18 protein-coding genes are annotated in these 25,517 nt (G+C 42.6%); 14 read left to right on the top strand and 4 right to left on the bottom strand.

Annotation, left to right across the window (positions count from 1 at the left end):
- Nucleotides 1-16: 16 nt before the first annotated feature.
- The gene (locus CA598_RS02575) at nt 17-1,912 is read left to right on the top strand and encodes a family 20 glycosylhydrolase (RefSeq protein WP_094875234.1); all 1,896 of its coding nucleotides are present in this window, start codon (nt 17-19) and stop codon (nt 1,910-1,912) included.
- A gap of 15 nt (nt 1,913-1,927) precedes the next feature.
- A complete protein-coding gene (locus CA598_RS02570) occupies nt 1,928-3,427 on the top strand; it encodes an arylsulfatase (RefSeq protein ID WP_094875233.1) in 1,500 nt (499 codons plus the stop codon).
- 81 nt (nt 3,428-3,508) lie between these two features.
- Here CA598_RS02570 and CA598_RS02565 read toward each other — a convergent pair whose 3' ends face one another.
- Nucleotides 3,509-4,963, bottom strand: coding sequence for a sulfatase-like hydrolase/transferase (locus tag CA598_RS02565; protein ID WP_094875231.1), 1,455 nt, complete (start codon nt 4,961-4,963; stop codon nt 3,509-3,511).
- 155 nt (nt 4,964-5,118) lie between these two features.
- Between CA598_RS02565 and CA598_RS02560 the strand changes: the two genes are divergently transcribed.
- Both CA598_RS02560 and CA598_RS02555 read left to right on the top strand, forming a co-directional pair.
- Nucleotides 5,119-6,864 carry a glycoside hydrolase family 35 protein gene (locus CA598_RS02560; RefSeq protein ID WP_094875230.1) on the top strand — a complete coding sequence of 582 codons (1,746 nt, stop codon included), beginning with the start codon at nt 5,119-5,121 and terminating at the stop codon, nt 6,862-6,864.
- Between the two features lie 183 nt (nt 6,865-7,047).
- Nucleotides 7,048-7,437, top strand: coding sequence for a hypothetical protein (locus CA598_RS02555; RefSeq protein WP_094875228.1), 390 nt, complete (start codon nt 7,048-7,050; stop codon nt 7,435-7,437).
- Nucleotides 7,438-7,522: 85 nt separating this feature from the next.
- On the opposite strand, the gene CA598_RS02550 is transcribed toward CA598_RS02555, so the two are convergent.
- Nucleotides 7,523-8,551 (bottom strand): serine hydrolase domain-containing protein, encoded by a 1,029-nt coding sequence (locus CA598_RS02550; protein WP_094875227.1) that lies wholly within the window; start codon nt 8,549-8,551, stop codon nt 7,523-7,525.
- Between the two features lie 45 nt (nt 8,552-8,596).
- Nucleotides 8,597-9,424 carry a MerR family transcriptional regulator gene (locus tag CA598_RS02545; RefSeq protein ID WP_094875276.1) on the bottom strand — a complete coding sequence of 276 codons (828 nt, stop codon included), beginning with the start codon at nt 9,422-9,424 and terminating at the stop codon, nt 8,597-8,599.
- A gap of 212 nt (nt 9,425-9,636) precedes the next feature.
- Here CA598_RS02545 and CA598_RS02540 point away from each other — a divergent pair, with 212 nt between their 5' ends.
- The 9 genes from CA598_RS02540 to CA598_RS02500 all read left to right on the top strand — a co-directional run bounded on the left by CA598_RS02540 (nt 9,637) and on the right by CA598_RS02500 (nt 21,534).
- Entirely contained in the window at nt 9,637-10,296 is a 660-nt protein-coding gene (locus tag CA598_RS02540) for a discoidin domain-containing protein (RefSeq protein ID WP_256990322.1), read from the top strand.
- Between the two features lie 184 nt (nt 10,297-10,480).
- Nucleotides 10,481-10,957: a MerR family transcriptional regulator gene (locus tag CA598_RS02535; RefSeq protein WP_094875225.1), complete on the top strand. Its 477-nt coding sequence runs from the start codon at nt 10,481-10,483 to the stop codon at nt 10,955-10,957.
- A gap of 4 nt (nt 10,958-10,961) precedes the next feature.
- Nucleotides 10,962-11,168, top strand: a complete 207-nt coding sequence (locus tag CA598_RS02530) for a TrmO family methyltransferase domain-containing protein (protein WP_256990321.1) — start codon at nt 10,962-10,964, stop codon at nt 11,166-11,168.
- Nucleotides 11,169-11,619: 451 nt separating this feature from the next.
- Nucleotides 11,620-14,733: a hybrid sensor histidine kinase/response regulator gene (locus CA598_RS02525; RefSeq protein ID WP_094875222.1), complete on the top strand. Its 3,114-nt coding sequence runs from the start codon at nt 11,620-11,622 to the stop codon at nt 14,731-14,733.
- 3 nt (nt 14,734-14,736) lie between these two features.
- Entirely contained in the window at nt 14,737-15,828 is a 1,092-nt protein-coding gene (locus CA598_RS02520) for a response regulator (protein WP_094875221.1), read from the top strand.
- A 141-nt stretch (nt 15,829-15,969) separates the two neighbouring features.
- Nucleotides 15,970-20,091 carry an S-layer homology domain-containing protein gene (locus CA598_RS02515; protein WP_094875219.1) on the top strand — a complete coding sequence of 1,374 codons (4,122 nt, stop codon included), beginning with the start codon at nt 15,970-15,972 and terminating at the stop codon, nt 20,089-20,091.
- 154 nt (nt 20,092-20,245) lie between these two features.
- Nucleotides 20,246-20,764 carry an ankyrin repeat domain-containing protein gene (locus CA598_RS02510; protein ID WP_094868854.1) on the top strand — a complete coding sequence of 173 codons (519 nt, stop codon included), beginning with the start codon at nt 20,246-20,248 and terminating at the stop codon, nt 20,762-20,764.
- Nucleotides 20,765-21,127 carry a DUF4180 domain-containing protein gene (locus CA598_RS02505; protein WP_076283444.1) on the top strand — a complete coding sequence of 121 codons (363 nt, stop codon included), beginning with the start codon at nt 20,765-20,767 and terminating at the stop codon, nt 21,125-21,127.
- Nucleotides 21,128-21,156: 29 nt separating this feature from the next.
- Nucleotides 21,157-21,534 (top strand): iron chaperone, encoded by a 378-nt coding sequence (locus tag CA598_RS02500; RefSeq protein ID WP_094875218.1) that lies wholly within the window; start codon nt 21,157-21,159, stop codon nt 21,532-21,534.
- 85 nt (nt 21,535-21,619) lie between these two features.
- On the opposite strand, the gene CA598_RS02495 is transcribed toward CA598_RS02500, so the two are convergent.
- The gene (locus tag CA598_RS02495; protein ID WP_094875216.1) at nt 21,620-22,558 is read right to left on the bottom strand and encodes an ArsR/SmtB family transcription factor; all 939 of its coding nucleotides are present in this window, start codon (nt 22,556-22,558) and stop codon (nt 21,620-21,622) included.
- Nucleotides 22,559-22,703: 145 nt separating this feature from the next.
- Here CA598_RS02495 and CA598_RS02490 point away from each other — a divergent pair, with 145 nt between their 5' ends.
- The gene (locus CA598_RS02490) at nt 22,704-25,457 is read left to right on the top strand and encodes a glycoside hydrolase family 2 protein (protein ID WP_094875215.1); all 2,754 of its coding nucleotides are present in this window, start codon (nt 22,704-22,706) and stop codon (nt 25,455-25,457) included.
- The last annotated feature ends 60 nt before the right edge of the window (nt 25,458-25,517 follow it).

Below are 25,517 nucleotides of genomic sequence, written 5' to 3'. Positions count from 1 at the left end.
TAGGAGGGGAAAGTCTATGATTCATAGCATTCACTTGACAGGGTTAACCGAGAAACAGTTAGCAGCTGTTTCAGAAGTAGCGGGAATATTGAGTATTCGTATAGAACGGTCAGGGATTCCAGTGAATTGTAAGAAACAAGGGAAGGGCATTCGAATATCTTACGATGAGGTTCAGGTCACTATTACGTATGAACAGGAACATCAATTGATCAGGGCGCTCAGCCGATTTCTAGAGAATATACGTCGTGGTGAGAGAGTTGAAATTAATGAAATGCCGGTTTATGAACAGCTAGGTTTCATGGTAGACTGCTCGCGAAATGCTGTTCTTAACCATGAAGGATATAAGGAATTGATTCGGCGTTTAGCGCTTATGGGATATTCAACGGTTCAACTGTATACGGAAGACACCTACGAACTTGAGGGGTATCCTTATTTCGGTTATTTAAGAGGTCGATATACAGGGGAGCAAATTCGGGAGATGGACCAGTATGCCGCGCTATTTGGTATAGAATTGGTTCCTTGTATCCAGACGCTGGCTCATCTGGGCCAAGCATTGAAATGGCAAGCACATGCACCGCTAGTGGATTTCCAAGACATTCTCCTCATTGATGATCCGAGAACTTACGAGTTAATTGATCGAATGTTCGCTTTCATGGCAACTCATCTAAGCAGTCGCCGCATAAACATTGGGATGGACGAAGCGCATATGATGGGACTTGGTAAATATCTAGACAAGCATGGATACCAAGATCGATCCTCCTTGATGTTAAAACACTTTAGCACTGTTATGGAAATCGCCAGGAAATATGGTTTCCGTACGATGATGTGGAGCGACATGTTTTTCCGTCTGGCCAGTTCTGGAGAATATTACGATGCTGAAAGTCCAATCAGCCCCGATATTGTTAAGCTGATCCCTGAAGAAGTTACTTTGATCTATTGGGATTACTATTCGGAAACGCAGGAGAAATACGACGGAATGTTACGCAAACATAAGCAGCTGAATGATCATATCGGATTTGCAGGTGGGGCTTGGAAATGGATGGGCTTCGCTCCAAACAATGAATTCAGCCGCAAAGTCAGTCTGTTGGCTCATGATAGCTGTGTTAAGCATGGAATTCAAGAAGTGCTGATTACCGCATGGGGAGATAACGGTGCTGAAGCTTCCGTCTTCTCGGTTCTTCCTACCCTTCAACTTTGGGCGGAGCTGTGCTACACGGGATGTTTCGTGGAGAATCATGTCAAAGAAAGATTCAGTAGCTGCGTGCAAGGCAATTATGATGACTTTATGGCACTCGATGCGGCCAACCTGGTTCCAGGAAATTCGGCACCTGGGGGATGTTCTATCAATCCGGCTAAATACTTGCTTTATCAAGATATTTTGTGTGGTTTGTTCGATCGACATGTTATTCCTACCGTGTATTCGAAGCATTATCAGCAAAGTGCGAAAAAGCTCGAACAGGCGATCACTCGCAATTTGCCTTGGCAATCCTTATTCTCTGTACAAGCCAGCTTATGTCGCTTGCTTGAAATAAAGAGCGAAATCGGGATTTCCATACGTGATGCTTATCATCGAGGAAATGTTGAGGAATTGGCTCATTTTTCCAAGGTGACTTTGCCAAAATTATCAGATTTAGCCGGTCGATTTATGGATGATTATCGGGTGCAATGGGAGCTGGAAAATAAGGTGTTTGGTCTTGAAGTTTTTGATCTTCGTATGGGAGGAATGCTTCAGAGGATTAGGACGGCTATTCATCGAATCAATAGTTATGCCGAAGGGAAAGTGGAACAGATAGCTGAATTAGAAGAAGAGCTACTGACGTTCGACGGTCTCGTTGACGATGACGGCCCAAGAGCGATAAGTGCGAATTTGTGGCACATGATCGCAACACCGTCCGTCATCGCAGGGGTATAAGAAGGGAGTGAGGTTATGACTAACACTAATCTGGAACATCAAAATGGCTCAAAACGGCCAAACCTTTTGCTTATCACAGTGGATCAGATGCGTTTTGATTGCCTGAGCATCAAGGGACATCCCGTCGTTGAGACACCCAACCTGGATTCTCTTGCTTCAAGAGGGATATTATTTGAACACGCTTACTCAGCTACCCCGAGTTGTATTCCCGCGAGGGCTGCCATCATGACAGGAATGGGCCAAAGATCACATGGGCGGGTGGGGTATCAGGATAAGGTTGAATGGAATTACGCCCATACGATTGCCGGAGAGCTTGCACAAGCTGGTTATCATACGCAGTGTGTTGGCAAGATGCATGTGTATCCTGCACGTAATTTATGTGGTTTCCATAATGTAGTGCTTCATGATGGATATCTTCATTACAATCGGGACAAGAGCCAAGTTATATATGATGAACACTATGATCAAGTGGATGATTATTTACAATGGCTGCGAAGACAAACCAATGCCAATTCGGATATCACTGACTTAGGCCTTGATTGCAACGCCTCAACGGTTGCCCGCCCCTGGAACTTGCCGGAAGCGATGCATCCCACGAATTGGTGCGTAACCGAGTCGCTAGACTTTTTGCGAAGAAGAGATCCTGGGAAACCATTTTTCCTATGGTCTTCCTTCGTTCGCCCGCATTCCCCATTGGATCCGCCACAATGTTATCTAGATATGTATAAGGACTTGGAATTTCCCGATCCTCCAGTTGGAGACTGGGTGGATGAGAGTGCCGCCTTCAACGGAGCTAAGGATCCAACCTCTTCGTTCACTCATTTGCCAAAGCGCAGATTGGATCGTGCCCGTGCCGCATATTATGCACTTATAACGCATCTTGACGACCAAATTGGGAGGTTAATCAATGGGCTGCAGGAATATGGAGTTTTAAATGAAACTTTAATTCTATTTACTTCTGATCATGGTGAGATGATGGGGGATCACCATTATTTCCGCAAGTCTCTACCATATGAAGGGAGTGCTAAGATTCCTTTCTTAGTGTATGACCCGGGAGAAACGCTTGGACTTCTTCCAGGTACCCGGCTCGATTCTATTGTAGAACTTCGCGATATTATGCCAACGTTTCTTGAAGCTGCTGGCATCCAAATACCAGTTACAGTAGAAGGGCAAAGTGTGTTGCCACTGTGTAAGGGGGATCAGACAGTGTGGCGGTCTTTTATTCATGGGGAGCAGGCCTATGGAGAAAGGTCGCACCACTTTTTAACGGATGGAAGAGAGAAATTCATTTGGTATTCTCAGACAGGCGAAGAGCAATACTTTAACCTAGTGACCGACCCCTTTGAGAAGGTTAATGCGATCGGATGTACCGATAATTTCGAGCATATACATGAATGGAGAGATCGTCTTATTCACGAGCTGGAGGGACGAGAGGAAGGGTTTGTAAACAACGGAGAATTGATTGCCGGACGTCCAATTTCACATATTCTAAAGGCATCTGTATTGGGAAAATGATCTAAACGAAGGGCAATCTGAACATTCAGGTTGTCCTTCGTCTGTTATGGAAATATTAAGGGGTTTAATAGGTGTTTTGATTTACCAGCTACTCCGGCGTTCTGGCAAAGGGTCCTGATCTTGAATCATTCGATGGACGAGCATTTCTACCATCGAATGACGAATTTTACTATAATCGGGATCTTCAAAACGATTGTGGTTTTCATGAGGATCCTCTTTTAGATCATATAATTCACCGTAGGTCTCTCCTGCAAAGATAACTAGCTTATAACGTGTAGTGCGCAAACACTTAGCGTTTATACCGCGATCATGAGCAATATAAGCGGTTAGGGCAGAATTACGTACATGGGACTCCCTGCCAGCTAGCACTTTCATCTGTGACACGCCTTGAATTCCGTAGGGGAATTTGAGACCTGCGGCTTCAAGCAGGGTAGGGACAATATCAACATGTTCCATCAAAGCAGACACCCGTTGCCCGGAAGCAATCCCAGGACCGCGTACGATCATCGGGATTCGTGTTAACCCTTCATAAAACCACGGCCCCTTGTAAATTAGTCCATGGTCACCGAGCAGTTCTCCATGATCGCTGGTAAAGAGGAGGACAACATCATCGTACATTTCTTTTTGACGCCAAGCTTTTATAATACGTCCGATCTGCTCATCAATGAAGGTAATCATCGCATAATAATTTCGAGTGAGCCGTTTCATATGCGCTTCATCAAGAGAATGCTCTTCACCGCCACCAGGCCAATATCCTCCCTGACTCTGACGCAGCAAATGTGGAGGACGAAGAAGCACGTCGTCAGCTTCTCTGGTTGGAGACGGAATGTCAATGTCCGTGTACATATCCGTATAAACTTTTGGAGGGTCAAAGGGATGATGCGGATCAACGAAACTGGACCATAAGAATAACGGTTGCTCGGTTTTGTGGGCGAGGATAGCATCGATACTCCGTTCAGCAATCCAGTAAGTCTGATGCAGCTCCGGTGGAATTTCGCTCTCCCACACATCGTGTTGAGCATCGGAGGCTCTGAAACGGTCTTTACTGAATCGTTCTGCTACTTCCGGGTTGCGTTCCCTAAGCCACTCCATATATTCCCCGATACAATTGTCTTCAGTAATATGATGCTCATCAAATCCGTAGTACGTTCCATCGGAAGCTCTTCCGCGATCTCGATAAGCAGGATCTTCATATTCTTCTGAAAAGTCCTCCTTCATTTGTGGACGGAAGTGCATCTTTCCTATACCGATGGTTTTATAATCCGCTTTCTTTAAATGATCGCACAAGGTAAGTTCGTCTTCTTTTAGTGTGGTACCGATGTTCCAAGCACCATGGACATGAGGGTATCTTCCAGTAAAAATGGAGGAACGTGAGGGCGTACAAACGGGGCTAGCGCAGTAAGCTCCAGTGAAGAGTGTGCCTTCCGAAGCAAGCTTGTCAAGCTCAGGTGTCAGTACGGAAGCATTCTCGATACCTAGTGCGTCCGCACGCATTTGATCTGTGGTAATTAACCAAATATGAGTTCTTTTTGACATCCGTAACCATCCCCCTATGGATATAGTGTATAGCATTACAAAAGCCTCTAGCAACCAATGAATTCTCCATATATTTCATTAGAATCGTCCATATGGGTTGCTATTTTTATTCCTTATAATGAGATAACCTATCTCAACGTTGGAGGAGAAATTTTATGCGGAAGTTATCCATATCAGGGGATCATTTTATATTAGACGAACAACCTATCCGGTTGCTTTCTGGTGCGCTTCATTATTTCCGGATCGTTCCGGAATATTGGCAGGATCGTTTGCTGAAGCTGAAGGCTTGCGGATTGAATACTGTTGAAACCTATATTCCTTGGAATTTACACGAACCAGAGGAAGGAGACTTCAATTTCGCAGGCTTTGCTGACATCGAGGCTTTCGTTAAGCTCGCCGGAGAGCTCGGATTGCACGTGATTTTGCGGCCAAGTCCTTATATTTGTGCGGAGTGGGAATTTGGTGGATTGCCAGCTTGGTTACTTGCAGACGATAACATCCAACTGCGTTGTAATGATAAGGTTTATTTATCTAAGGTGGATGCCTACTTCGATGTGTTACTTCCAAGATTGCGACCTTTGTTAAGTACTAAAGGTGGACCTGTGCTCGCCCTTCAGGTAGAGAATGAATATGGAAGCTTTGGAAGTGATAAGACTTACCTGAAGTATCTGAGAGAAGGAATGATCGCCCGCGGCATGGATGTTCTGCTATTTACCTCAGATGGAGCTGAAGATCATATGCTCCAAGGCGGTATGATCGACGGAGTGTTCGCCACAGTAAATTTCGGTTCACGGGCAAAGGAAGCCTTTGCTAAATTACGTGAATATCAGCCTACGGGGCCGTTGATGTGCATGGAATTCTGGAATGGATGGTTTGACCACTGGATGAAACCGCATAATACCCGCCCCGAATCAGAAGTAGCGGAGACTTTGGATGAAATACTGGCTCTAGGAGCCTCTGTTAACTTCTACATGTTTCATGGGGGGACGAATTTTGGATTTATGAATGGGGCAAATCTTTTTGACAAATATGAGCCCATCGTAACCAGCTACGATTATGATACACTGCTGGACGAATCTGGTAAGCCAACAGCAAAATTCTACGTAGCTCGAAAAATAATTGAGAAATACGTGACGTTGCCGCCACTGGAATTACCGCCGTTAATAAAGTCACAAGCTTATGGTAAAGTGTTGATGACAGAAGCAGCACCACTGTTCACTCAGGTAGACGTTTTGTCTCACCCAGAAAGTAGAGCATGTCCCGAGCCCATGGAGAAACTGGGTCAGCATTATGGATTTATCTTGTATTCAACGAAGATCAGTGGACCGCGTAGTCATATGGAGCTCGTTCTTCAAGAAGTACGCGATCGTGCGCTTGTATTCGCGAATGGGGGCTTTGTCGGTACAGTTGAACGCTGGGATCCGAGAGGAATTTCACTAGAGATCCCGATTGAGGGACTGCAAATCGACATTCTTGTGGAGAACATGGGGCGTGTAAATTATGGCCCGCTGCTCCGTGATCCGAAAGGCATAACCTGTGGCGTTAGACTCGGCTATCAATTTTTGCATGATTGGACCATTCGTTCCTTGCCATTAACCGATCTTAAAGGATTATCATTCACTTCGATAGATTGCGAAGAACGTCAGCAGCCCACTTTCTATCGGGGGTGTTTTCAAGTTAGTAAGCCTGAGGATACTTTTTTGCGGCTGGACGGATGGAGTAAAGGTCAAGCTTTTATAAACGGCTTTAATTTAGGTCGCTACTGGGAGAAGGGTCCGACAAAAACGCTTTACATACCGGCACCGCTTCTGCGTCAAGGTGGGAACGAACTAATCTTGTTTGAATTGCATGGCGTATTGGAGCCAGTGGTTACTTTTGTAGATATACCAGAGTTCACATGATATTTAATGGGTGAATAAGTATCGTGATTCTATAGTATTGATCTGATGATTTTTAATATATAATCAAGACAATTGCCATTTCATTAAATTACCACTTGAAGTGAATGATTGAAGTTTTTTCAATCCCGAAACTTTTTAGGAACTGAAAATGCACGATTAGGGTGGGTTAGAGGAGGATTTTAAATGAGCTATGATTTGATGGCGTTCGAGACGTCTAAAGCACCGCAAGAGAGAGCAGCGTTTATGAAGTGGTATGAGCAGCAAGTGCAGTGGTCGGAAGACCATGCCTATAGTGATCCATCAGTTTTATCGGAGGCGCTGCAACGCTTTTATAGTGAGTTGTCCGAGCAATTTCCAAATATGAATGTAGAGGATGAGATTTTTGAGGCGATGGAGGAGGCCGGAACGGATAACCGGTTGACTGACTACTCGCTTGGCACATCCGTCATCTATGCGGCGTTCGCGTATTCCGTAGCTGACGAAGCTTACACTTCGATGCGGGAGTTGGCTATAAAACACAAAGTAGGATTTTTTGATGTAAGCAGCAACGAAGGAGATATTATTTTTCCTTGAAGTAAAATGATTTAGAGTGTAGACAGCTGGTTGCTCTTCTTGATGTTAATGAAGTGGCAACCAGCATGTTTCTAACATTACTTTTTTACTCTACTACAGACGGAATTATACAATCCTTAATCAGAGGCCACCGGTCACGAGGCTGAAGTGTGAATTCTGAGGCGATAGCTACGACAAGTTTTTTTTCTGGAATGCAGCAAATGACATTACCACCATCCCCTAAAGCTGAGTAAGTGTAAATCCCATCTTCTTCGCGTAGCCACCACAAATAACCGTAATGATTAGGGTTCATCGCTGTTGATTCTTCAATCCATGTCTCCGAAATAATCTGATTGTTCTCCCATTTTCCGCGGTTCAAATATAATAAACCAAAGCGCGCCATATCGCGTGGAGACAACGTAAGTCCCCATCCTCCTGTGGTGATACGATTGGGGTCTTCTACCCATCCCTTCACATTTACCCCAAATAAATCATCAAATCCAAATGATTTCATCTCATAATCCGGGATTTCCGTCATACCGATCGGACTGAATAATTGCTCGTTACCAAATTCACGGGCACTTTTTCCTGTGCAACGAGTGATGATCGCCGACAGTAAGTGCGCCCCTGCGGTGGAATATTTAAAATCACCAACATTCCCTCGGTGGCCAAGGATATCAAGTGTGAATTTGACCCAGTCGGACGACTTACAGAGTTGCTCCAGTGGTTCATGCCAGTCTTCAAAAGCATAGGGAGCGGTCATGTTGAGCAAATGGCGTATCGTGATTTCTTGTTTTTGCGGGTGGGAAGCAGCATCGTCGGGAACATAGTCAGGGAAAAAATCCAGCACCTTCTGATCAACATGCTTGATATATCCGGCATCAATGGCAATACCAATGAGGGCGGATAAGATGCTTTTCGTTACAGAAGCCACATGATGCAGATCATCCGGGCCATAGCCATTGAAGTATTGTTCATAGGCAATATATCCATTGCTCACCACTACAATTCCGTTTATATTACTATAGTCGGATTTAATCTTAGCTTCTAGTTCTGAAAGTTGTTCAGTATCCATTTTTAAGCTAGCCGGATCTGAAATTTGCCAGTCTTTTGTAGGCCGGTAGTTTTTGTGCATATCGATAACTCCTTTAATCAAATTTTTATGTGATGATGAGTGCGGCTACGATCTTTTCTTAACTGGAAAATACACCTCAGTAACAAGATCCTCAGGATCAGTAGTTTGCGAGGGGTCTGTTATATATTTTTCATAGGGTGAGTTCACCATTTCATAACCTTCATTTTCTATCCATTCTGTGAGCTTCGCATAGACCGATGTCAATTCTGAATAAGGGCCTTTATAAACCGACCTCGCACATAGTTCCTCAGATAATTCTCTCGTTCCTTTTATATTCTCCTTAATAGGTAGGGCAAACTCTGTATCATTCCCGGCAGGATTATATTCCTCACTGTGATAAATGGTTATTGGCGTGCCCAGCAAGGTCAGCCTTTCAGTGGCAATGGTTTCATACAGCTTGCTAAAATAGTTACCATATCCGAGTGCATAATCATCACTGCTCAACATTTGACGCGTGAAAAGAATATGCATTGGTTTGGTTTCAACAAGTTGCACTTCTATCTTATTTAGGTAGGACATCATAGATATTCCATTCTCTAAATTTAGAACATCACTATTAATTTGCTTTAACGTATATTCGTAAGTTCGTAGTTTCTCTTGTATTTCTCTTTTTTTGAGATGAAGGACTGCACTAAGTTTCTCTTCAAACTGATCCTGCTCCCATTCCAGAATAGCTTTGATTTCTTCCAGAGAGAATTGATAAGATTTCAAACGGTTGATAAAGAGCATTTTTGATAGTTGTTTGATGGAATAATACCTATAACCGTTCTCAGGATTAATCTCATCGGGATGAATTAATCCGATTTCATCATAATACCGCAGCGTTTTGGTTGACACCTCGCATATCTTCGAGAATTCTCCTATAGAAAGCAACAATCTCATCTCCATTTCTTCGATATTAAATGATATATAAACTTTGAATTTCGTTGGTTTGTTCAATTCCACTATGCACCTTCCCCTAAGGGTAAAGTCAATAGCCAAACATGACAATCAGTGATGTAGCGGAGTGAAGATCGCAGGTCTTACTTTTTGCAGGTCCAGTAAATTTACTTTCTCTGTTGGAAGTTGGAGCTAGCTGTAGCGCGTTGAATCATGCTGCAAATCCAACATCACTTCACGATCTGACTTTTAGAACAGGAGGGGCATTCTCAGGAAATAATGATATCAGTCTAAAGATCAATAGTAATGATGTTATTGCTGATCAGCTCTGGATCTGGCGTGCGGATCATGGTGTGGGTACCGGCTGGACGTCTAATATCTCTAAGAACGGTCTTGTTGTAGATGGTAACAATGTGACGATCTATGTTTTGTTTAACGAACACCATAATGAAAACCAGACATTATGGAATGGTAATGGTGGTCGAGTATATTTCTATCAGTCGGAAATTCCTGGTGATGTTCCAAATCAACCGAGCTGGAGGAGCAAGAACGGAATTCGCCTGGCGGAAGCGATGGCTACACGCTGGAGTACCGGAGCGGCGATGGTACCCGTGCAATCGTTTAACGTGGACATGAAGGCGGTGAAGAGCATTAACCAGATCGTCATGGATTCAACAGGTAGCGATCTGGATGATGCACGGGGCTATGAGGTGTACGTCTCGAATGACGGAACGAATTGGGGTAACGCTGTGGCAAGTGGTAACGGCAACTGGTCCAGTTGTAACAGCAACCTTTGCAGCTCAGAACGCGAGGTAAATCAAAGTGGTGCAGACGGGGACAGCTTCAAGTTGGTGGTCTGTACGTGAAGGGATAGTCTTTTTTTGTAGTAGCTGTGTCTTATGAGTCGGAAGTGTTGGACAAAGTGTTTGGAGAGAATTTTTGATTTTCAACTGCTTTACAGTTTTATTATTATTATTTCGGCTTTCACATGATACGACTTGAAGTTAAAAAAATAATATTTATAATTTCAAGTGATAAGGTGGTGATAAAATGTTTAGAATAGGTGAGTTTTCAAAGCTAACCCAAGTATCAATTCGTATGCTTCGATACTATGATGAAGCAGGTCTTTTGAAACCACAAGAAATTGATAAATGGACAGGGTACCGTATGTATTCAATTGAACAAATACCCATTCTTAACAGAATAGTATATCTTAGAGATAGTGGATTTAATGTTTCGGAAATTGCAATAGCTCTTGATAAAAATAATGATATATCATTTATAAAGCAACTTGATAACAAATACGCTGAAATAGAAAAAGTTATTCAAGATGAACAAGAAAAGTTAAGGAAAATTGAATTGGCAAAAATAGAAATATTAGGGCAAAAGAAAGAAATGTACTATAATATTTCGATAAAAGCCATACCCAGTTATGCGGTTGTATCCTTGCGTAAAATAATTCCGAATTACTATGCAGAGGGAGAATTATGGCAAGAATTATCTACCTCCATACAAAGGCGCACCTGAAACTATGGGTATCTTTGCCACAAGGTCGCCGATGCGCCCAAATCCTATTGCTTTGACGGCGGTAGAGGTTATTCATATTGACTTGGAGCATGGTAAAATTCAAGTTCCCTTTATTGACGCAGACGACAATAAACAGAAAGGCTTATGCTTTGAAGAAACAGAACTGAAACGGTTACGGTCTATTGGCAAATTCGCGACGGTAAAATGGTGAAATGCTTACTGATAATTATTTATTCAGCTTAACTATTCGCCTAAACTATTCGCCTAAACAAAATAAAGATAGCCTAACGGCGGTTTTGAATAACAATCAAAGCCGCCGTTTCTCTTTTTAAAAAATACGAATACGGAGGGTATGTTAAAGTCACCCTTATTTGATATCGCCGTGTTTCTTCTATCGAAAAAATCCGATAATCTGTTACTTGTTAAAAAAAACAAATCAATAGGGTGAAGGAAATTCTAACACCATTCTACTAAAGAGTGCGGCCTTTTCTCTGACATGGTCAGGGAGTGGATAATCGCCATTCCATTATTTTGTCGAAACATGAAGGAAAATAGAAAATTTTATAGAATTATCTATCGTTATCTATTCTATTTATTCCAAGTGTGCACGATGCCCCAAGCGTTTGCTGCAGCTTTACTTCTCCATAGAAAAGGGGCCTACGATGCTCAAAAGGACGTTACTTATTTATTTAATCGCTTTCATCTCGATAGCAACAATACCGCTATCCGTTTTTATAGACAACGATCGGCATGCGAATCACCTGCAAGTTCAGAAGGGTAGTATGGATCTTTCAACGTGGGATTACCAAGAACAAGAGATTATCAAACTAGATGGTGAGTGGGAATTTTATTGGAACCAGTTGCTAACGCCTGAGCATTTTATAGGAGCAAACACAGAAAAACCAGTTCCTTCAGCATGGATGGAGGTCCCTTCACAGTGGAATGGCAAAGTGATTGATGGGGAACCATTACCTAAATTTGGTTCTGCTACTTATCGGATGGTGCTGAAAAATGTACCTGTAAACGGTGTATTTGCCATAAAAAAAACGAACATCCGCTTTTCAAGTGCGATATATGCGAATGGACATCTACTGATTGAGGATGGAAAGCCAGCTATGAGTACAGCCGATTACAAGTCGGGGAATATTCCGCAGGTTGGGCTGTTTTCATCTGAAAAGGGTGATGTTGAGATCATCATTCAAGTGTCTAATTATGAATATGTAAATGCAGGCATTCCCGTATCTCTGACTTTTGGCGAAGAAGCCGCGATGATGGAGAACCAGCAGAAGAGTATGGCTCGTGAATTTAGCACAGTTGCAATTTTGGGAACGTTATCCCTTATTTTTGTTATCTGCTTTGTAGCGGCTGCGTTATACCGTAAGAAGGACTACTCCTTATTAGTGTTTGCTATTATTTGTTTGGTGCTCGCGATTTATCATGGATTGATTGGAGAACGTTCGCTGTTACTGTTTTTCCCAAACCTTTCGTTTATTGTCTTATACAAAGTGAAAGATATTACCTCCATATCGGGTTTTATTGTTCTGGCTATATTTTTCTACCAAATGCAGAAAAGCATAATCTCTTTAAAACTTGCGCAAGCCGTAACGATTATACTAGGCAGCTTTATAATTCTGGTAGTGATTCTGCCTATTCGTACTTATACGGTCTTCTCTTCGTATGTGATTTTTGTATATGAATTGATGTTAATTTGGATGTTGTTTAGAGTGGCTCTCTTGTATATTAGAAGCGCAGAAGTAAATCGGATCAAATCGTTGCTGCTGTTCTTGGCGATTCTTGCTATTAATCTGTACTCCATAGACATTATTCTGTTTGCGCTTTCGATGAAAGAGAATCTTTGGCTTGGACAGTTCTACATTGTTGCTTTTAATATCATTATGATCGTACTAATTGTTCTCCGTTTTTTCGAGGCTTATCATACGATAGACGAAATGAAAAACCAGCTAATTGGATTGGACAAAATTAAAGATGAGTTTCTCTCCAACACCTCTCATGAGCTGAAAACACCATTGAATGCCATAGTGAATATTACCGCTACACTTCTTAATGGGGTTGAAGGTCCAGTTACCGACAGGCAAGCGCAGAATCTAGCGATCGTTTTGGGAAGTGGCAGAAGATTAACTTATATGGTAAACGAATTGCTCGATTATTCTAAAATGAAGCATGGAGATATCACATTATATAAAAGCACGTTAGATCTGAAAGCTGTAGTTGATTCTGTCATCGGTATTCATTCGTTCCTGCTCGGAGAAAAGTCGATCCTGCTCATAAACAGTGTTGCTCCAGATTTCCCTACGGTGCATGCGGATGGCAATCGGCTGATTCAGATTTTGCACAACTTGGTAGATAATGCGATTAAATTTACGGAGCAAGGTGAAATACATATTAGTGCAAGAGCTATGCATGAATGGGTTGAAGTTCGTGTAGCAGATATGGGAATTGGAATTGCACCGGATATGCAAAAACGTATTTTTATGGCCTATGAGCAGGTGGACGAAGCTGAAATCCATAGTCATGGTGGAACAGGTCTTGGACTCAGCATTACCAAAAAGTTAGTGGAGTTACATGGTGGGAACATTAGAGTGGAATCTAATATAGGTAAAGGTTCGGTTTTTATTTTTACCCTTCCACGCTGGGAGAAGTTATCTAATCAAATCACGGGTCCAATGGTTGAAAAGACACTTCCTTATAGAGAGGTTGTCTTCCCTCGTCAGGAGTACCCCGTATATATTAAAGGTAAAATCAATGAACCGATCTTGGTCGTGGACGATGATTTTGCTAACCTTCAATCGATGATCAACTTGTTCAAGCTAGAGGGATATCCCATTGTTGTCGTGAACCGCGGGCAGCTGGCACTCGATGAGCTATCGAAGAATTCAGACTTTTTCCTGGTTGTTCTGGACATTACAATGCCTGATATTTCTGGCTATGAGGTGCTGCAAAAGATCAGAGAAAGGTTCACTGCCTTTGAGCTCCCTGTATTAATGTTAACGGCGAAAAACAGACTTACCGATATGAAATTGTCCATGGACAAAGGGGCAAATGATTATGTGGGGAAACCGTTTGAAGCGGAGGAGCTAATGGCACGAGTGAAAAGTCTGACCCGATTGAGAGCTTCCGTGAAAATGGCAAAAGATGCCGAAATCGCCTTTTTACGTTCTCAGATTAAACCTCATTTCTTGTATAATGCCCTGAATTCAATTGCTGCATTATGTGTGGAAGAACCTGAGCAGGCAGAGGAATTAACACTGGAGCTATCACAGTATTTGAGAAGTAGCTTTGATTTCAAACAGTTGGATTCGTTAACGACCCTGGAGAGCGAGCTAGAACTGGTTAAAGCTTACGTTAATATTGAAAAAGTGCGCTTTGGTTCGAGATTACAAGTCCAATATGATATAACCGCAAATTCAGATAGCCGGATTCCTCCACTGATCTTACAACCATTAGTGGAAAATGCTATAAGACATGGACTGATGTCCAATTTACGCGGAGGAAAGGTCACTATAGCTGTGAAAGAGTCGTCGGATCTTGCTGTGGTCAGCTTTGTTGTAGAAGATGATGGATGTGGAATGAGCGAACACAAGCTGAAGGAGATTATGCGATCAGATGTAGATAAAAGAGGCGTAGGGCTGTGGAATATCAGTCAGCGCATCAAACTTCTTTATGGAAAAAGTGTATGTATTGAAAGTGTTGAAGGAAAAGGTACACGGGTTTCTTTTGACATCCCCAAACAGCATAGCAAGCGGGTAGGAGGTTGACACATGCTTCGAGCTATTATCGTAGATGATGAAGAACTATCAATTAAGCGGTTAAAAAGAATATTGTCTCAGAGTGGTGAGATTGAAGTATACAGTACTTTTCTGGATCCGACAGAAGCCTATGAATTTGTAAAGGGAAATTCGATTGATGTTGCATTTTTGGACATTTCTATGCCTGACACGAATGGAATGAAGCTTTCTGCCTTTTTACATGAACTAGATGAATCGATTGATGTGGTTTTTGTTACAGGGTATGACGAGTACGCACTGCAAGCCTTCGAACTGAGTGCTGTCGATTATCTGTTGAAGCCTGTAACTGCTCAGCGATTAACTAAAACTCTGGATAAGATCAAAAAAATAAATCGAGGAGTGACGGTTCAGCCTGTTATGGAAGTGCTTTTATTTAATGGACTAAAGATATACCGCCGGACGCAAGACAGAGAGCCCATTAAGTTGAGAAGTCCAAAAACCGAAGAGTTGTTTGCTTTTTTGGTTAGTAAAGGAACCGTTAGCCGTGAAGAAATTATCGACACCTTATGGAGCGGGCTGGAACCTGAAAAAGCGCTCAAAAATCTGAACTCTACCTTATATTATATTCGAAAAGCAATCGGTCCTAGTGTAATAAAGGCGAGTAGAAATGAAATTAGTATAGATGAACGCAGTGTTTATTGTGATTTGTATGAATTTGAGCGATTGTTGAAGCAAATTAGACATGTCTTGAAAAGAAATTCAGCATGGTTCAATCTAGTGGAAACATTGTATACGGGAACCTTTCTCAAAGGAAAATCATACGATTGGGCCAGTGGGAAGACACTCCGTCTTGAACAGGATTTTATTGGACTGCTGGAACTGGCTGGTAGATTTCACATGGAGCAGAACGAACCTCAACCATCTCTGCACTACTTTGAGAGAATATTGAAATTGGACCCCTTGAGGGAAGATATCCATCAGGAAATCATCCATTTATATATTGAACTAGGGCGAATGAATGAAGCCTATCGGCGATATGGGCAATTGGAAGAGACCCTTCAACAGGAGCTTGGAACTTCACCTGATCCTAAGCTCAAAGCGTTGATTAAGAAGATGATGAATTAGTATAAGAAAAAGAGAACCGACGAATCGATTAGATTTCGAGGGTTCTTTTTTTGTTTATTTTTCGTTTATCATAATTTTGTATAATACTCTCGATTATTGTCGAAATGATGACATGATTTAAGCTAGAGGGGGAAAAAGAGTTTGAAGCCATCATTTATGAAAATAGGCATTAGTATTTCGTTAGCCACTGGACTTGTGGTGCAAGGTGTGGGGCCGATCCATCCTCAAATCATGAGTGCAAAATCGAGCTTTGGTTGGCTCGAGAATAGCCCAGTAGTGATACCGTCCATTAATGAAGATGATACTTCCAACGCGGGCGTTGTTGTGTCAAGTCTTTTGGCAGCAAAGGTAACCGATCCAGCGACAACAGGGATTGCTGTGGTATCTTTTGATAATACCAATGGGGCCTGGCAATATTACAACACACAAGGAAATATCTGGTATAATATCGAGCCGGTGTCGGACACTAAAGCTTTTCTGCTGCTGAAATCGGAGAAAATACGTTTTGTCCCAGGGAAAGATTGGAACGGACAAGCTTCCATTCGCTTTAAGCTATGGGATACTACAGTAGCCGGTTATCAAAATTATCAAAAAAATGCGAATACCACAGTTTCTGCCGCATTCAATCCAGATTTAGGCACTGCCACAATTACTGTAAACCCAGTGAACGATGCACCTTATCTGACAGAACTGAATGGTGGGGACTATCTTAGTTTTGACGGTAGCGGGGATTATGTGTCGTTCCCGGATCAACGTATTTATGGGAACTCTTTTACAGTTGAAGGATTTTTGAAGGTCAATGGTTTTAATACATGGATGAGATTTTTCGAATCTTCAATCGGTGAGGCAGACCACAATATTTTTGTAGGCTTTAACGGAAAAAAAATGAACTTCACCGCGTACACCAATAAAGGAGACATTAATGTCGCTGAAGATTTTCCGATTTCCAAGTGGGTTCATGTCGCGATTGTTTATGATCACACTCAGAAAAAGGGACGTATTTATTGGGATGGCGTTCTTAAAGCAGAAGGACCTATGGATTTAAGCACGGTTGGTAACGTTGCGCGTCCGAACAATTGGCTTGGTAAAAGCACTTGGAGACAGGACGGAGACTATAACGGTGGAATGAGAGATGTTAGGTTCTGGAGTAAAGCCAAAACTCAGAGTGACATTGTGCGCGAAATGAACGTCGATTTGAAAGGGACGGAGCCTAATCTGGCTTTAAACTATAAATTAGCGAATAGTAATGATGGTAATGTTGCTTATAATACACTGGTCACTGCAGGTAAGAACGGAACAATTACGGGAGCAAGCTGGAAGCAAGACACTGGCTTCATGGGAAATACTACAACGGACAAAAATAAGTCGGTATCACGATCTTTTAAGGTCATTGATGTAGATGGAGATGACCTACAAGTATCCGCTACCTCCTCAAATACTCTTTTAATTCCGAATAGTGGCCTGAAGGTAAGTGGAAGTGGTGAGCAACGAACGTTAGAAATTACACCGGCGGTAAATGCTTTCGGTACCAGTGTGATTTCTGTCAAAGTAGATGATGGGAAATTAAGCAACACTTACACCTTTAACTTGACGGTAAACGATGTGGGGGATGTCATCGTAACCGGATTGACCTTGAATAAGACAACACTCCAGTTAACAGAGGGAGAAGCGGGAGATACATTGAAAGCTGTCATCGCACCTGCTAATGCCACGAACAAAACAGTAATTTGGAGCTCCAGTGATGAAACGGTTGCGACCGTTGTGAACGGTGTGGTGACACCGGTAGGTATTGGAACAGCAACGATCACAGCAACCTCTATGGATGGAAGTTATACGGCTACATCCGTAGTTACTGTGAGTGCTCCAATCCCACCAGTTGTGAACGTAACTGGAGTGAAGCTTGATCAGGAAACGCTAGACTTAACTGCTGGTGAAGCGGATGCCTTACTGAAGGCGACAATAGAACCTGCAAATGCGACGGACACAGATGTGTTCTGGAACTCTAGTGATGAAACTGTCGCAACCGTAGTGAACGGTGTTGTCATTCCGGTGGGTAAAGGAACAGCAACGATCACCGTGACGACTAAAGATGGTAGCTTTACGGCTAAAACGACCGTTAATGTGGCAGCCCCTAAACCGCCTATCGTTATCGTAACGGGAGTAACGTTAGACCAGACCACACTTAATTTAACAGTTGGAGAAGGCGATGAAACGCTACAAGCGACAGTGGCACCTGCCGATGCAACGAATAAGGGTGTCATCTGGAGCTCTAGTGATGAGACAGTAGCCAAGGTTGTTTACGGAGTAGTCACTCCAGTTGGTGTGGGCACAGCAATCATCACAGTAACGACCAAAGATGGAAGTTTTACAGCTTCAACAACAGTACATGTAAGTGAACCCATTCCACCAGTTGTGAATGTGACTGGGGTGAGGTTAGATCAGGAGACGCTCGATTTAACAGCTGGTGAAGCTAGTGGAACACTAAAAGCAACAATTGAGCCTTCAAACGCAACGGATCCAGACGTGATCTGGAGCTCTAGTGATGAAACGATAGCTAAGGTTGTGGATGGAGTAGTAACACCAGTTGGTGAAGGAACAGCCATCATTACAGTTACAACGAAAGATGGCAGTTATAAGGCTTCAACAACCGTTACTGTGAAGGCTCCTGCTAAGCCAATTACAGCACCGAGTGCTCCAACATCCATCACTGCAAGCGCAGAGAATGGTCAAGCGATCATCACCTTTACGCCACCAGCTAACGATGGTGGGAGTGAGATCACAGGGTATATTGTCACGGCTATTCCAGGAGGATTGACGGTTACGGGAACGGGAAGTCCGCTTACGATCAGTGGTTTGACGAATGGTACAAGCTACACCTTTACGGTACAGGCCATCAATAAGGCTGGATTCAGCGAATTCTCTGTGGCGTCCAATGCGGTCATCCCGAGCGCTCCATCCAGTGTTGATGTTCCTTCACAACCAACCCCATCAGCAACGCCGGCACCTTTGGCAAATGATGCTTCCATTCTAATTAATGGTAAAGCGGAAAGTGTGGGGTCCGCGACCAATGGTAAACGGAAGGATCAAACGCTAACTACTATTGCTTTAGACCAGAAGAAGCTGGAAGACAAGCTCGCCGCTGAAGGTAAAGGTGCTGTGGTTTCTATCACTGCCACTAGTAAATCGGATGTTATTGTTGGCGAACTAAATGGACAAATGGTTAAAAATATGCAGGGAAATCAAGCAGTACTTGAAATCAAAGCCGGAAATGCGACATTTACACTGCCTGCCGGGCAGATTGATATTGATGCCTTATCCGCGCAGATTGGCAAATCTGTAGCTTTACAAGATATTAAAATACAGATTGAAATCAGCGCACCAACTGCTGATCAAGTTAAAGCATTAGGAGCTGCTGCGCAAAACGGATCATTTTCATTAGTCGGGGCACCGGTGAACTTTACGGCTAGAGGTATTTACGGAGATAAGAGTATTGAACTATCTCAATTCAATACGTACGTAAAACGTACCATTGCTATTCCGGAGGGAATGGACCCGAACAAGATTACAACGGGTGTATATGTTGATGCTGATGGCACAGTGCACCATGTACCTACTAAAGTGGAAGTCATTGATGGTAAATATTTTGCTACAATTAACAGCCTTAGTGCCGGCACTTACTCTGTTATCTGGCATCCACTTGAATTTAACGATGTTGCTAATCATTGGGCAAAAGATGCAGTGAATGATATGGGTTCCAGATTAGTCATCGAGGGATCTGGCAATGGCCAATTTACGCCTGACCAAGCGATTACCCGTGCAGAGTTTGCGGCAATTGTTGTACGAGGCCTCGGACTTGAATTGAATCAAGCGGCAATACCATTTGCAGATGTTAAGACTACGGATTGGTATAATAGTGCGATCAATACTGCATATGCCTATCAATTAATTAATGGTTTTGAAGACGGCATGTTCCGCCCTGATGAACAAATTACCCGTGAACAAGCGATGCTAATTATCGCCAAAGCAATGAAAATCACAGCGTTAAAAGCTAAGCTTCCTAATCAATCCACTGAAGGATTCTTGAACCCATATACCGATGCCAGCAAAGCATCTGACTGGGCGATTAGCGCAATTACTGATTGCTTACAGGCAGGCGTAATCATGGGACGAAGCAGCAATGTGCTTGCTCCTAAAAATGATATGACCAGAGCTGAGGTTGCTGCAATCGTTAAACGTCTTCTTCAAAAGTCTGATTTAATTTAATAATTGACTTACAATAAACATTGAAAAGAAAGAGTATTCATTTGATAACCTTCGAATGAATACTCTTTTCTTTTTTTAGCAGGAGAATGGTTTAACTATCCAGAAAAAATAAACTAGATCGTTTATCAGATCAATCGAAAAGAGGCGAAATCTAATGGAATTACAGCAAAGCATTAATGAAGTTTTTCAGTCGGCACAACAAGGTGATGCTGTACGGCTAAAACAAATTCTAGAATCCCATCCGGCTCTGGTGAATACGGAAAATAATGAGGGACTTACCCCTTTGGGATATGCAGCACATTTTGGCAAAGAAGCAGCGGTGCAGGTGTTATTAGACTTTGGAGCTAACGTTGATGCTGTGTCTCACTCTAAGCTTAGCTATATTCCTTCCAATACTGCACTTCATGCTGCGATTGCTGGGGAGCGGGATATGGGAGTTATCCAGCTGCTATTGAACAAGGGTGCTCAAACACATATTTTTGATAGCGATGGGCATTCTGCCTTGCATTCTGCAGCTTTTCATTCGGATAATGTGGAGCTGATACGCTTGTTAATCGAACACGGAGCTGACGTCCATGCTAAAATTGAAGGTGGTGAATCCGTATTAGCAATAGCCATCCAACAAGAAAACCACAATGTAAAAGAGATTCTTATCGAAAAAGGAGCAATTTGAATGCAAATCACATTAAACCGTAAAGACAATTCAACAGTAGCCTTGATTTCCAGCGAGGGCATTGTAATTAATAATGTAAATGATGCATTGGATCTAATGGCGAACGTTAGATATCAAGAATGCGATAAAATGATTCTAAGAAAAGAGCAAATCACGGATGATTTTTTTGAGTTAAAGACGGGGCTTGCCGGAGAGATTCTTCAAAAGTATACAAACTACCAGATGCGAGTTGCTATTGTGGGAGAATTTACTGGCTATAATAGTAAAAGTCTGAATGATTTTATTTATGAATGCAATCAGGGGAATAAAATATTGTTCAAGAGTACTGAAGACGAAGCATTGGCAGCACTTCATCAAAGTTAAATGTGACTAGAAACAGTGAGGGTCTTAACATGGAAGGTAAAATCACGTATGAATCGATCGATGACTATATTTCCAAGTTTCCACTGGAGCTTCAAGAAATCCTTAATACAATAAGAAAAGTGATCAAAGAAGCGGCACCTGATGCAAAAGAAAAGATTAGTTATCAGATGCCTACTTTTGCACTGCACGGAAATCTGGTGCATTTTGCAGCTTTCAAAAACCATATTGGATTTTATCCAACACCTAATGGGATTGAGGCTTTTAGGGAAGAACTATCCGTCTATAAAGGTGCAAAAGGATCCATTCAATTTCCACTTAATCAGCCGATGCCCTATGAATTAATTAGTAAGATCGTGAAATTTAGAGTGGCTGAGAATATCAAAAAAGCTGAAGATAAGCGTAAGTAATTGGTGTGTAAAGAAAAAAGCGTCCAATTGCACACCTGAAGCTTTAGATCCTCACTGGTTTCAGGTGTACAATTCTTCCGTGTTATCATGTACCCGATACTGAACGACGCACAAACGACAGGATAATATCCTGTGAGTAGTCTCCGAAACCACTTCCGAATAAATTCAGGCCTCGTCTATTGGGGGCATCCTCGCGAATCTCAAAGCGTACTCGAATGGGCTCATTGAATGCCAGCTTTAGTGAGCTAATTGTAGTAGGGGAAGAAGCAATTCCATTTATTTTGCTACCCTGTTCTGAGGTACTCCACTCTGTCAGCATTCCATATTCTGTACCACTCTTCCAACGTTCGGGTGTTAACTTTCCTTTCCGGTTACCGAAATCTGATGGACAAGTCCAAGTACCGACATGTAGGTCGTTTATAGTTAATGTGATGTCACTTGCCCAATTTTCTCGGAATGCAGGTGCTTCAGAACAAACCTCAGCAGAAATCCGGATCTCATCAAGCTCGACACCTGGGGGTAGTGGATTGGCAAAATAGTATTCGACATAGCCAGAGTCAGCGAACCATAAGAGAGATGCATCAACTCTTTCCGGCATGTAGAATACCCGAGGATCATCCTGAGAACCGATGACTCCGCCGTCTTTTCCTGCCATACCACAAGAGGGTTGAATAGAGCAGTGGGAGAACATCCCGATGGGCATATGTAGTTCTTCCGTTTGATGCAGACCATCACCTAACTTCGAAGGAAGATCGAGATGGATGGATCGGCAGGTGACCGCGCATATTTTCTCACGATTTGCACCTTGTGTAGATGAGATTAAGTTAACTTGCTCAAGGGTCTGTACATTGATTGAAATTGTAGGTTGAGCTACACCAAGTGTCTCGGCCAATTGACTTACACTCATAGGCTTGTCACCAAGGGCTTCAAGAATGCGGACTCTGACATCTCCAGAAAGTGCTTTAGCAACATCTAAGATGCGTGATGCAGGGTAGCGTATCGTTTCTTGCGAAATATCATTCATGGGTTATATTCCTTTTCGTTAGGATAGGTTGAGGATATTGTACACTGAAGTTTAAATATTGTAAAATTATAATATACATTGCGAATTTTATATACTGATGCTAAAATGAGCTCAACTTCTTATTTTGAAAGGCTGTGCTCATATCATGACAACTCCCGTACTGAATGTTGAGAGTCTTCCGATTCCTCGTCCCGAACATCCGCATCCACATTGGCAGCGCAACGAATGGATGAATTTGAATGGGGAATGGTCATTTAGCTTTGATCCGAGCAACGAAGGAATTAGCGAACATTGGTATTCCAATTCAGAAATCACTTACAGTTCGAGGATTACTGTTCCTTTTTCATGGGTAAGTTCATTATCAGGTATTGGCAGTGATCATAAAGGGATAGGATGGTATCGGCGGACTTTGAAATGGCAGTCTATCGACTCACAGACACGACTATTTTTGCGATTCGGGGCAGTAGATTATTCATGTGACGTTTGGATAAACGGAGTGCATGTTGGTTCACACCAAGGTGGATATGGTTCATTTGAGTTCGAAGTTACTCAGTACTGGGTTGAAGATTTAGACAATACAATTGTCGTTAGAGTAGAGGACTTCGATCATGATTACCAAGCCCGTGGCAAACAAGGTTATGGAGAAATTCGCGGAATCTGGCAGTCCGTATGGCTAGAATCTCGGCCCCAGACTTATATGAAAGATGCTAAGTTTGTGACCACTATTGATGGGCAAGTGAATGTGACTGCAAGAATCTTTGCACAAGAAAATGGATCGGCAGAGTTCACGCTGAAATTCGCAGAGAATTCTATATTGCATACTGAGAACATTGATCTTACCGCAGGGGAGAATGAATTTAAGCTCTCTATCCATATAACAGATCCAATGTTATGGAGTCCAGATACACCTTATTTGTACGAAGGCGAACTACAGCTTAGCGGATCTTTTGGCACAGACACAGTCAGCACTTATTTCGGAGTTCGAGAAATCCAAACTGTACGCTATGATGAGCGTGGTTATCGCTGGATTACCCTTAATGGCAAGCCGATTTATTTAAACGGTACCCTTGACCAGTCTTATCACAAAACGGGCTATTTCACTTATCCGACTGATGAAGACATGCGGGATGAAATCTATCTAATGAAACGTTTGGGACTGAACTTTGTGCGTATTCATATCAAGCCAGAGGAACCACGCAAACTATATTGGGCGGATAAACTAGGTATTTTGGTGATGGAGGACATGCCTTGCTTTTGGGGAAATCCGGATGAAAAAGCACGTGCTGCGTATGAATGTGAAGCACTTGAGATTATTGAACGAGACTATAATCATCCATCGATTTTTTCTTGGGTAATGTTTAACGAGACATGGGGTTTGAAGACGAACGCTCAGGACACTAGTCTGACGAGTGATGTAGAGCAGCAGAACAGCTATCTTAAAGAAACACAGGAATGGGTTCGGGAAAAATATCATTGGGCAAAACGGCTGGATCCATCTAGAATCGTTGAAGATAACTCACCATGTAACTATGATCATGTGGAATCTGATATCAATACTTGGCATTTCTACATTAATGGTTATGATCAGCTTAGATCTCATTTGAATGAGGTTGTAGACAAAACTTTTCCGGGTTCAGACTTTAACTGTATCGGAGGTAATGTACAATCTGATGCCCCGTTGATGAACAGTGAATGTGGAAACGTATGGGGTATCGAAGGCGGGGCAGGGGACAGTGATTTAGCATGGCATTATCGCTATATGATGAATGAATTCCGGCGGCATGATAAGCTATGTGGTTTCGTATTTACCGAATTTCGTGATGTTACGAACGAGTTCAATGGTTATTATCGGTTAGACGGTAGCGATAAAGATTTTGGTTATGATGCCTTTGTTCCTGGGATGACGATTTCTGATTTGCATTCGCCGGACTTCATCGTGATCGATGCGCCGCCATGCCAGACAGTAAACGCAAAGGCTGAAGTTAAAGTTCCCCTTCTTCGTTCCAGTTTTTCAGATAAATATCATGGACAGCTTTTAAAGATAAAATGGGAACTTTGGTACGACAATTTGGGAACACGAGTTGTTTCACAAAGTGAGCATATGTCAGTGGAGTGGGACGGATATGGAGTAGCAGATTTACCTCCTCTTTATGTCCTTATGCCTGATCAGGACGCAGTTGCAGTGCTGGCAGTTTCATTGATAAATAATAAGGATGAGGTAATTACACGCAACTTCATTACGTTTGATGTTAGAAGCGGTAATCAGAGTGTAAGGTTTGAAGGGGATGGAGATTGTATTAATATCCCTGTGGATGCGTATAAAGAACACAATTTTGGACAACAATGGGAAGCTATTCAGTGCGCAAAAATCAATGGGGCTGGGCAAGGCCATTATGCATATGATATAACTCTTCCAGATGGTGTGGAGAAAAAGATGATTGGCGAGATCGAAATCATGTTCGAAGCCAGCGCAAAGCGAGTATTGGCTCGAAATCTTGAAGGTGCAAAACAAAATGAAATGGGACTTGATCTCATGCACGGTGCTGATGCCAGGGTGGAGTATAATCCGAATACGTATTATATGACCGACGAAGAACGTCATCCTTCATGTGTGAATGTTCTGATAGAAGGTCAACGGATTGGCTCCTTCTATTTGCCGGATGATCCTGCCGACAGCCGAGGTGTATTATCTTGGCATTATCAGCCATTAGCGAATAAGTTGGATGAGGCGGGCTCTTACGGCTATCTGTGTAAAGTAAGTGTACCGGGGCAGTTAGCAGCTAGACTAGACCGCAATCGTACTTTCCGTTTGGAGCTTCAAACAGAGGGGAGAGGCTTAGCCTTATATGGCCGCAACGCGGGTCGTTACCCCATAGATATATTGATTCGTTATCGATAACATAGATGGGTGAAGTTGGATCATTCCATTTTAAAAAGCAATCCAAGCCCTAAGGCAAGG

Origin of the sequence: Paenibacillus sp. VTT E-133291, from assembly GCF_002264395.1 — a bacterium.
GTDB lineage: Bacteria > Bacillota > Bacilli > Paenibacillales > Paenibacillaceae > Paenibacillus_AQ > Paenibacillus_AQ nitricinens.
The sequence above is the reverse complement of the archived record's forward strand: the minus strand, read 5'-3'. Positions and strand labels throughout refer to the sequence as shown.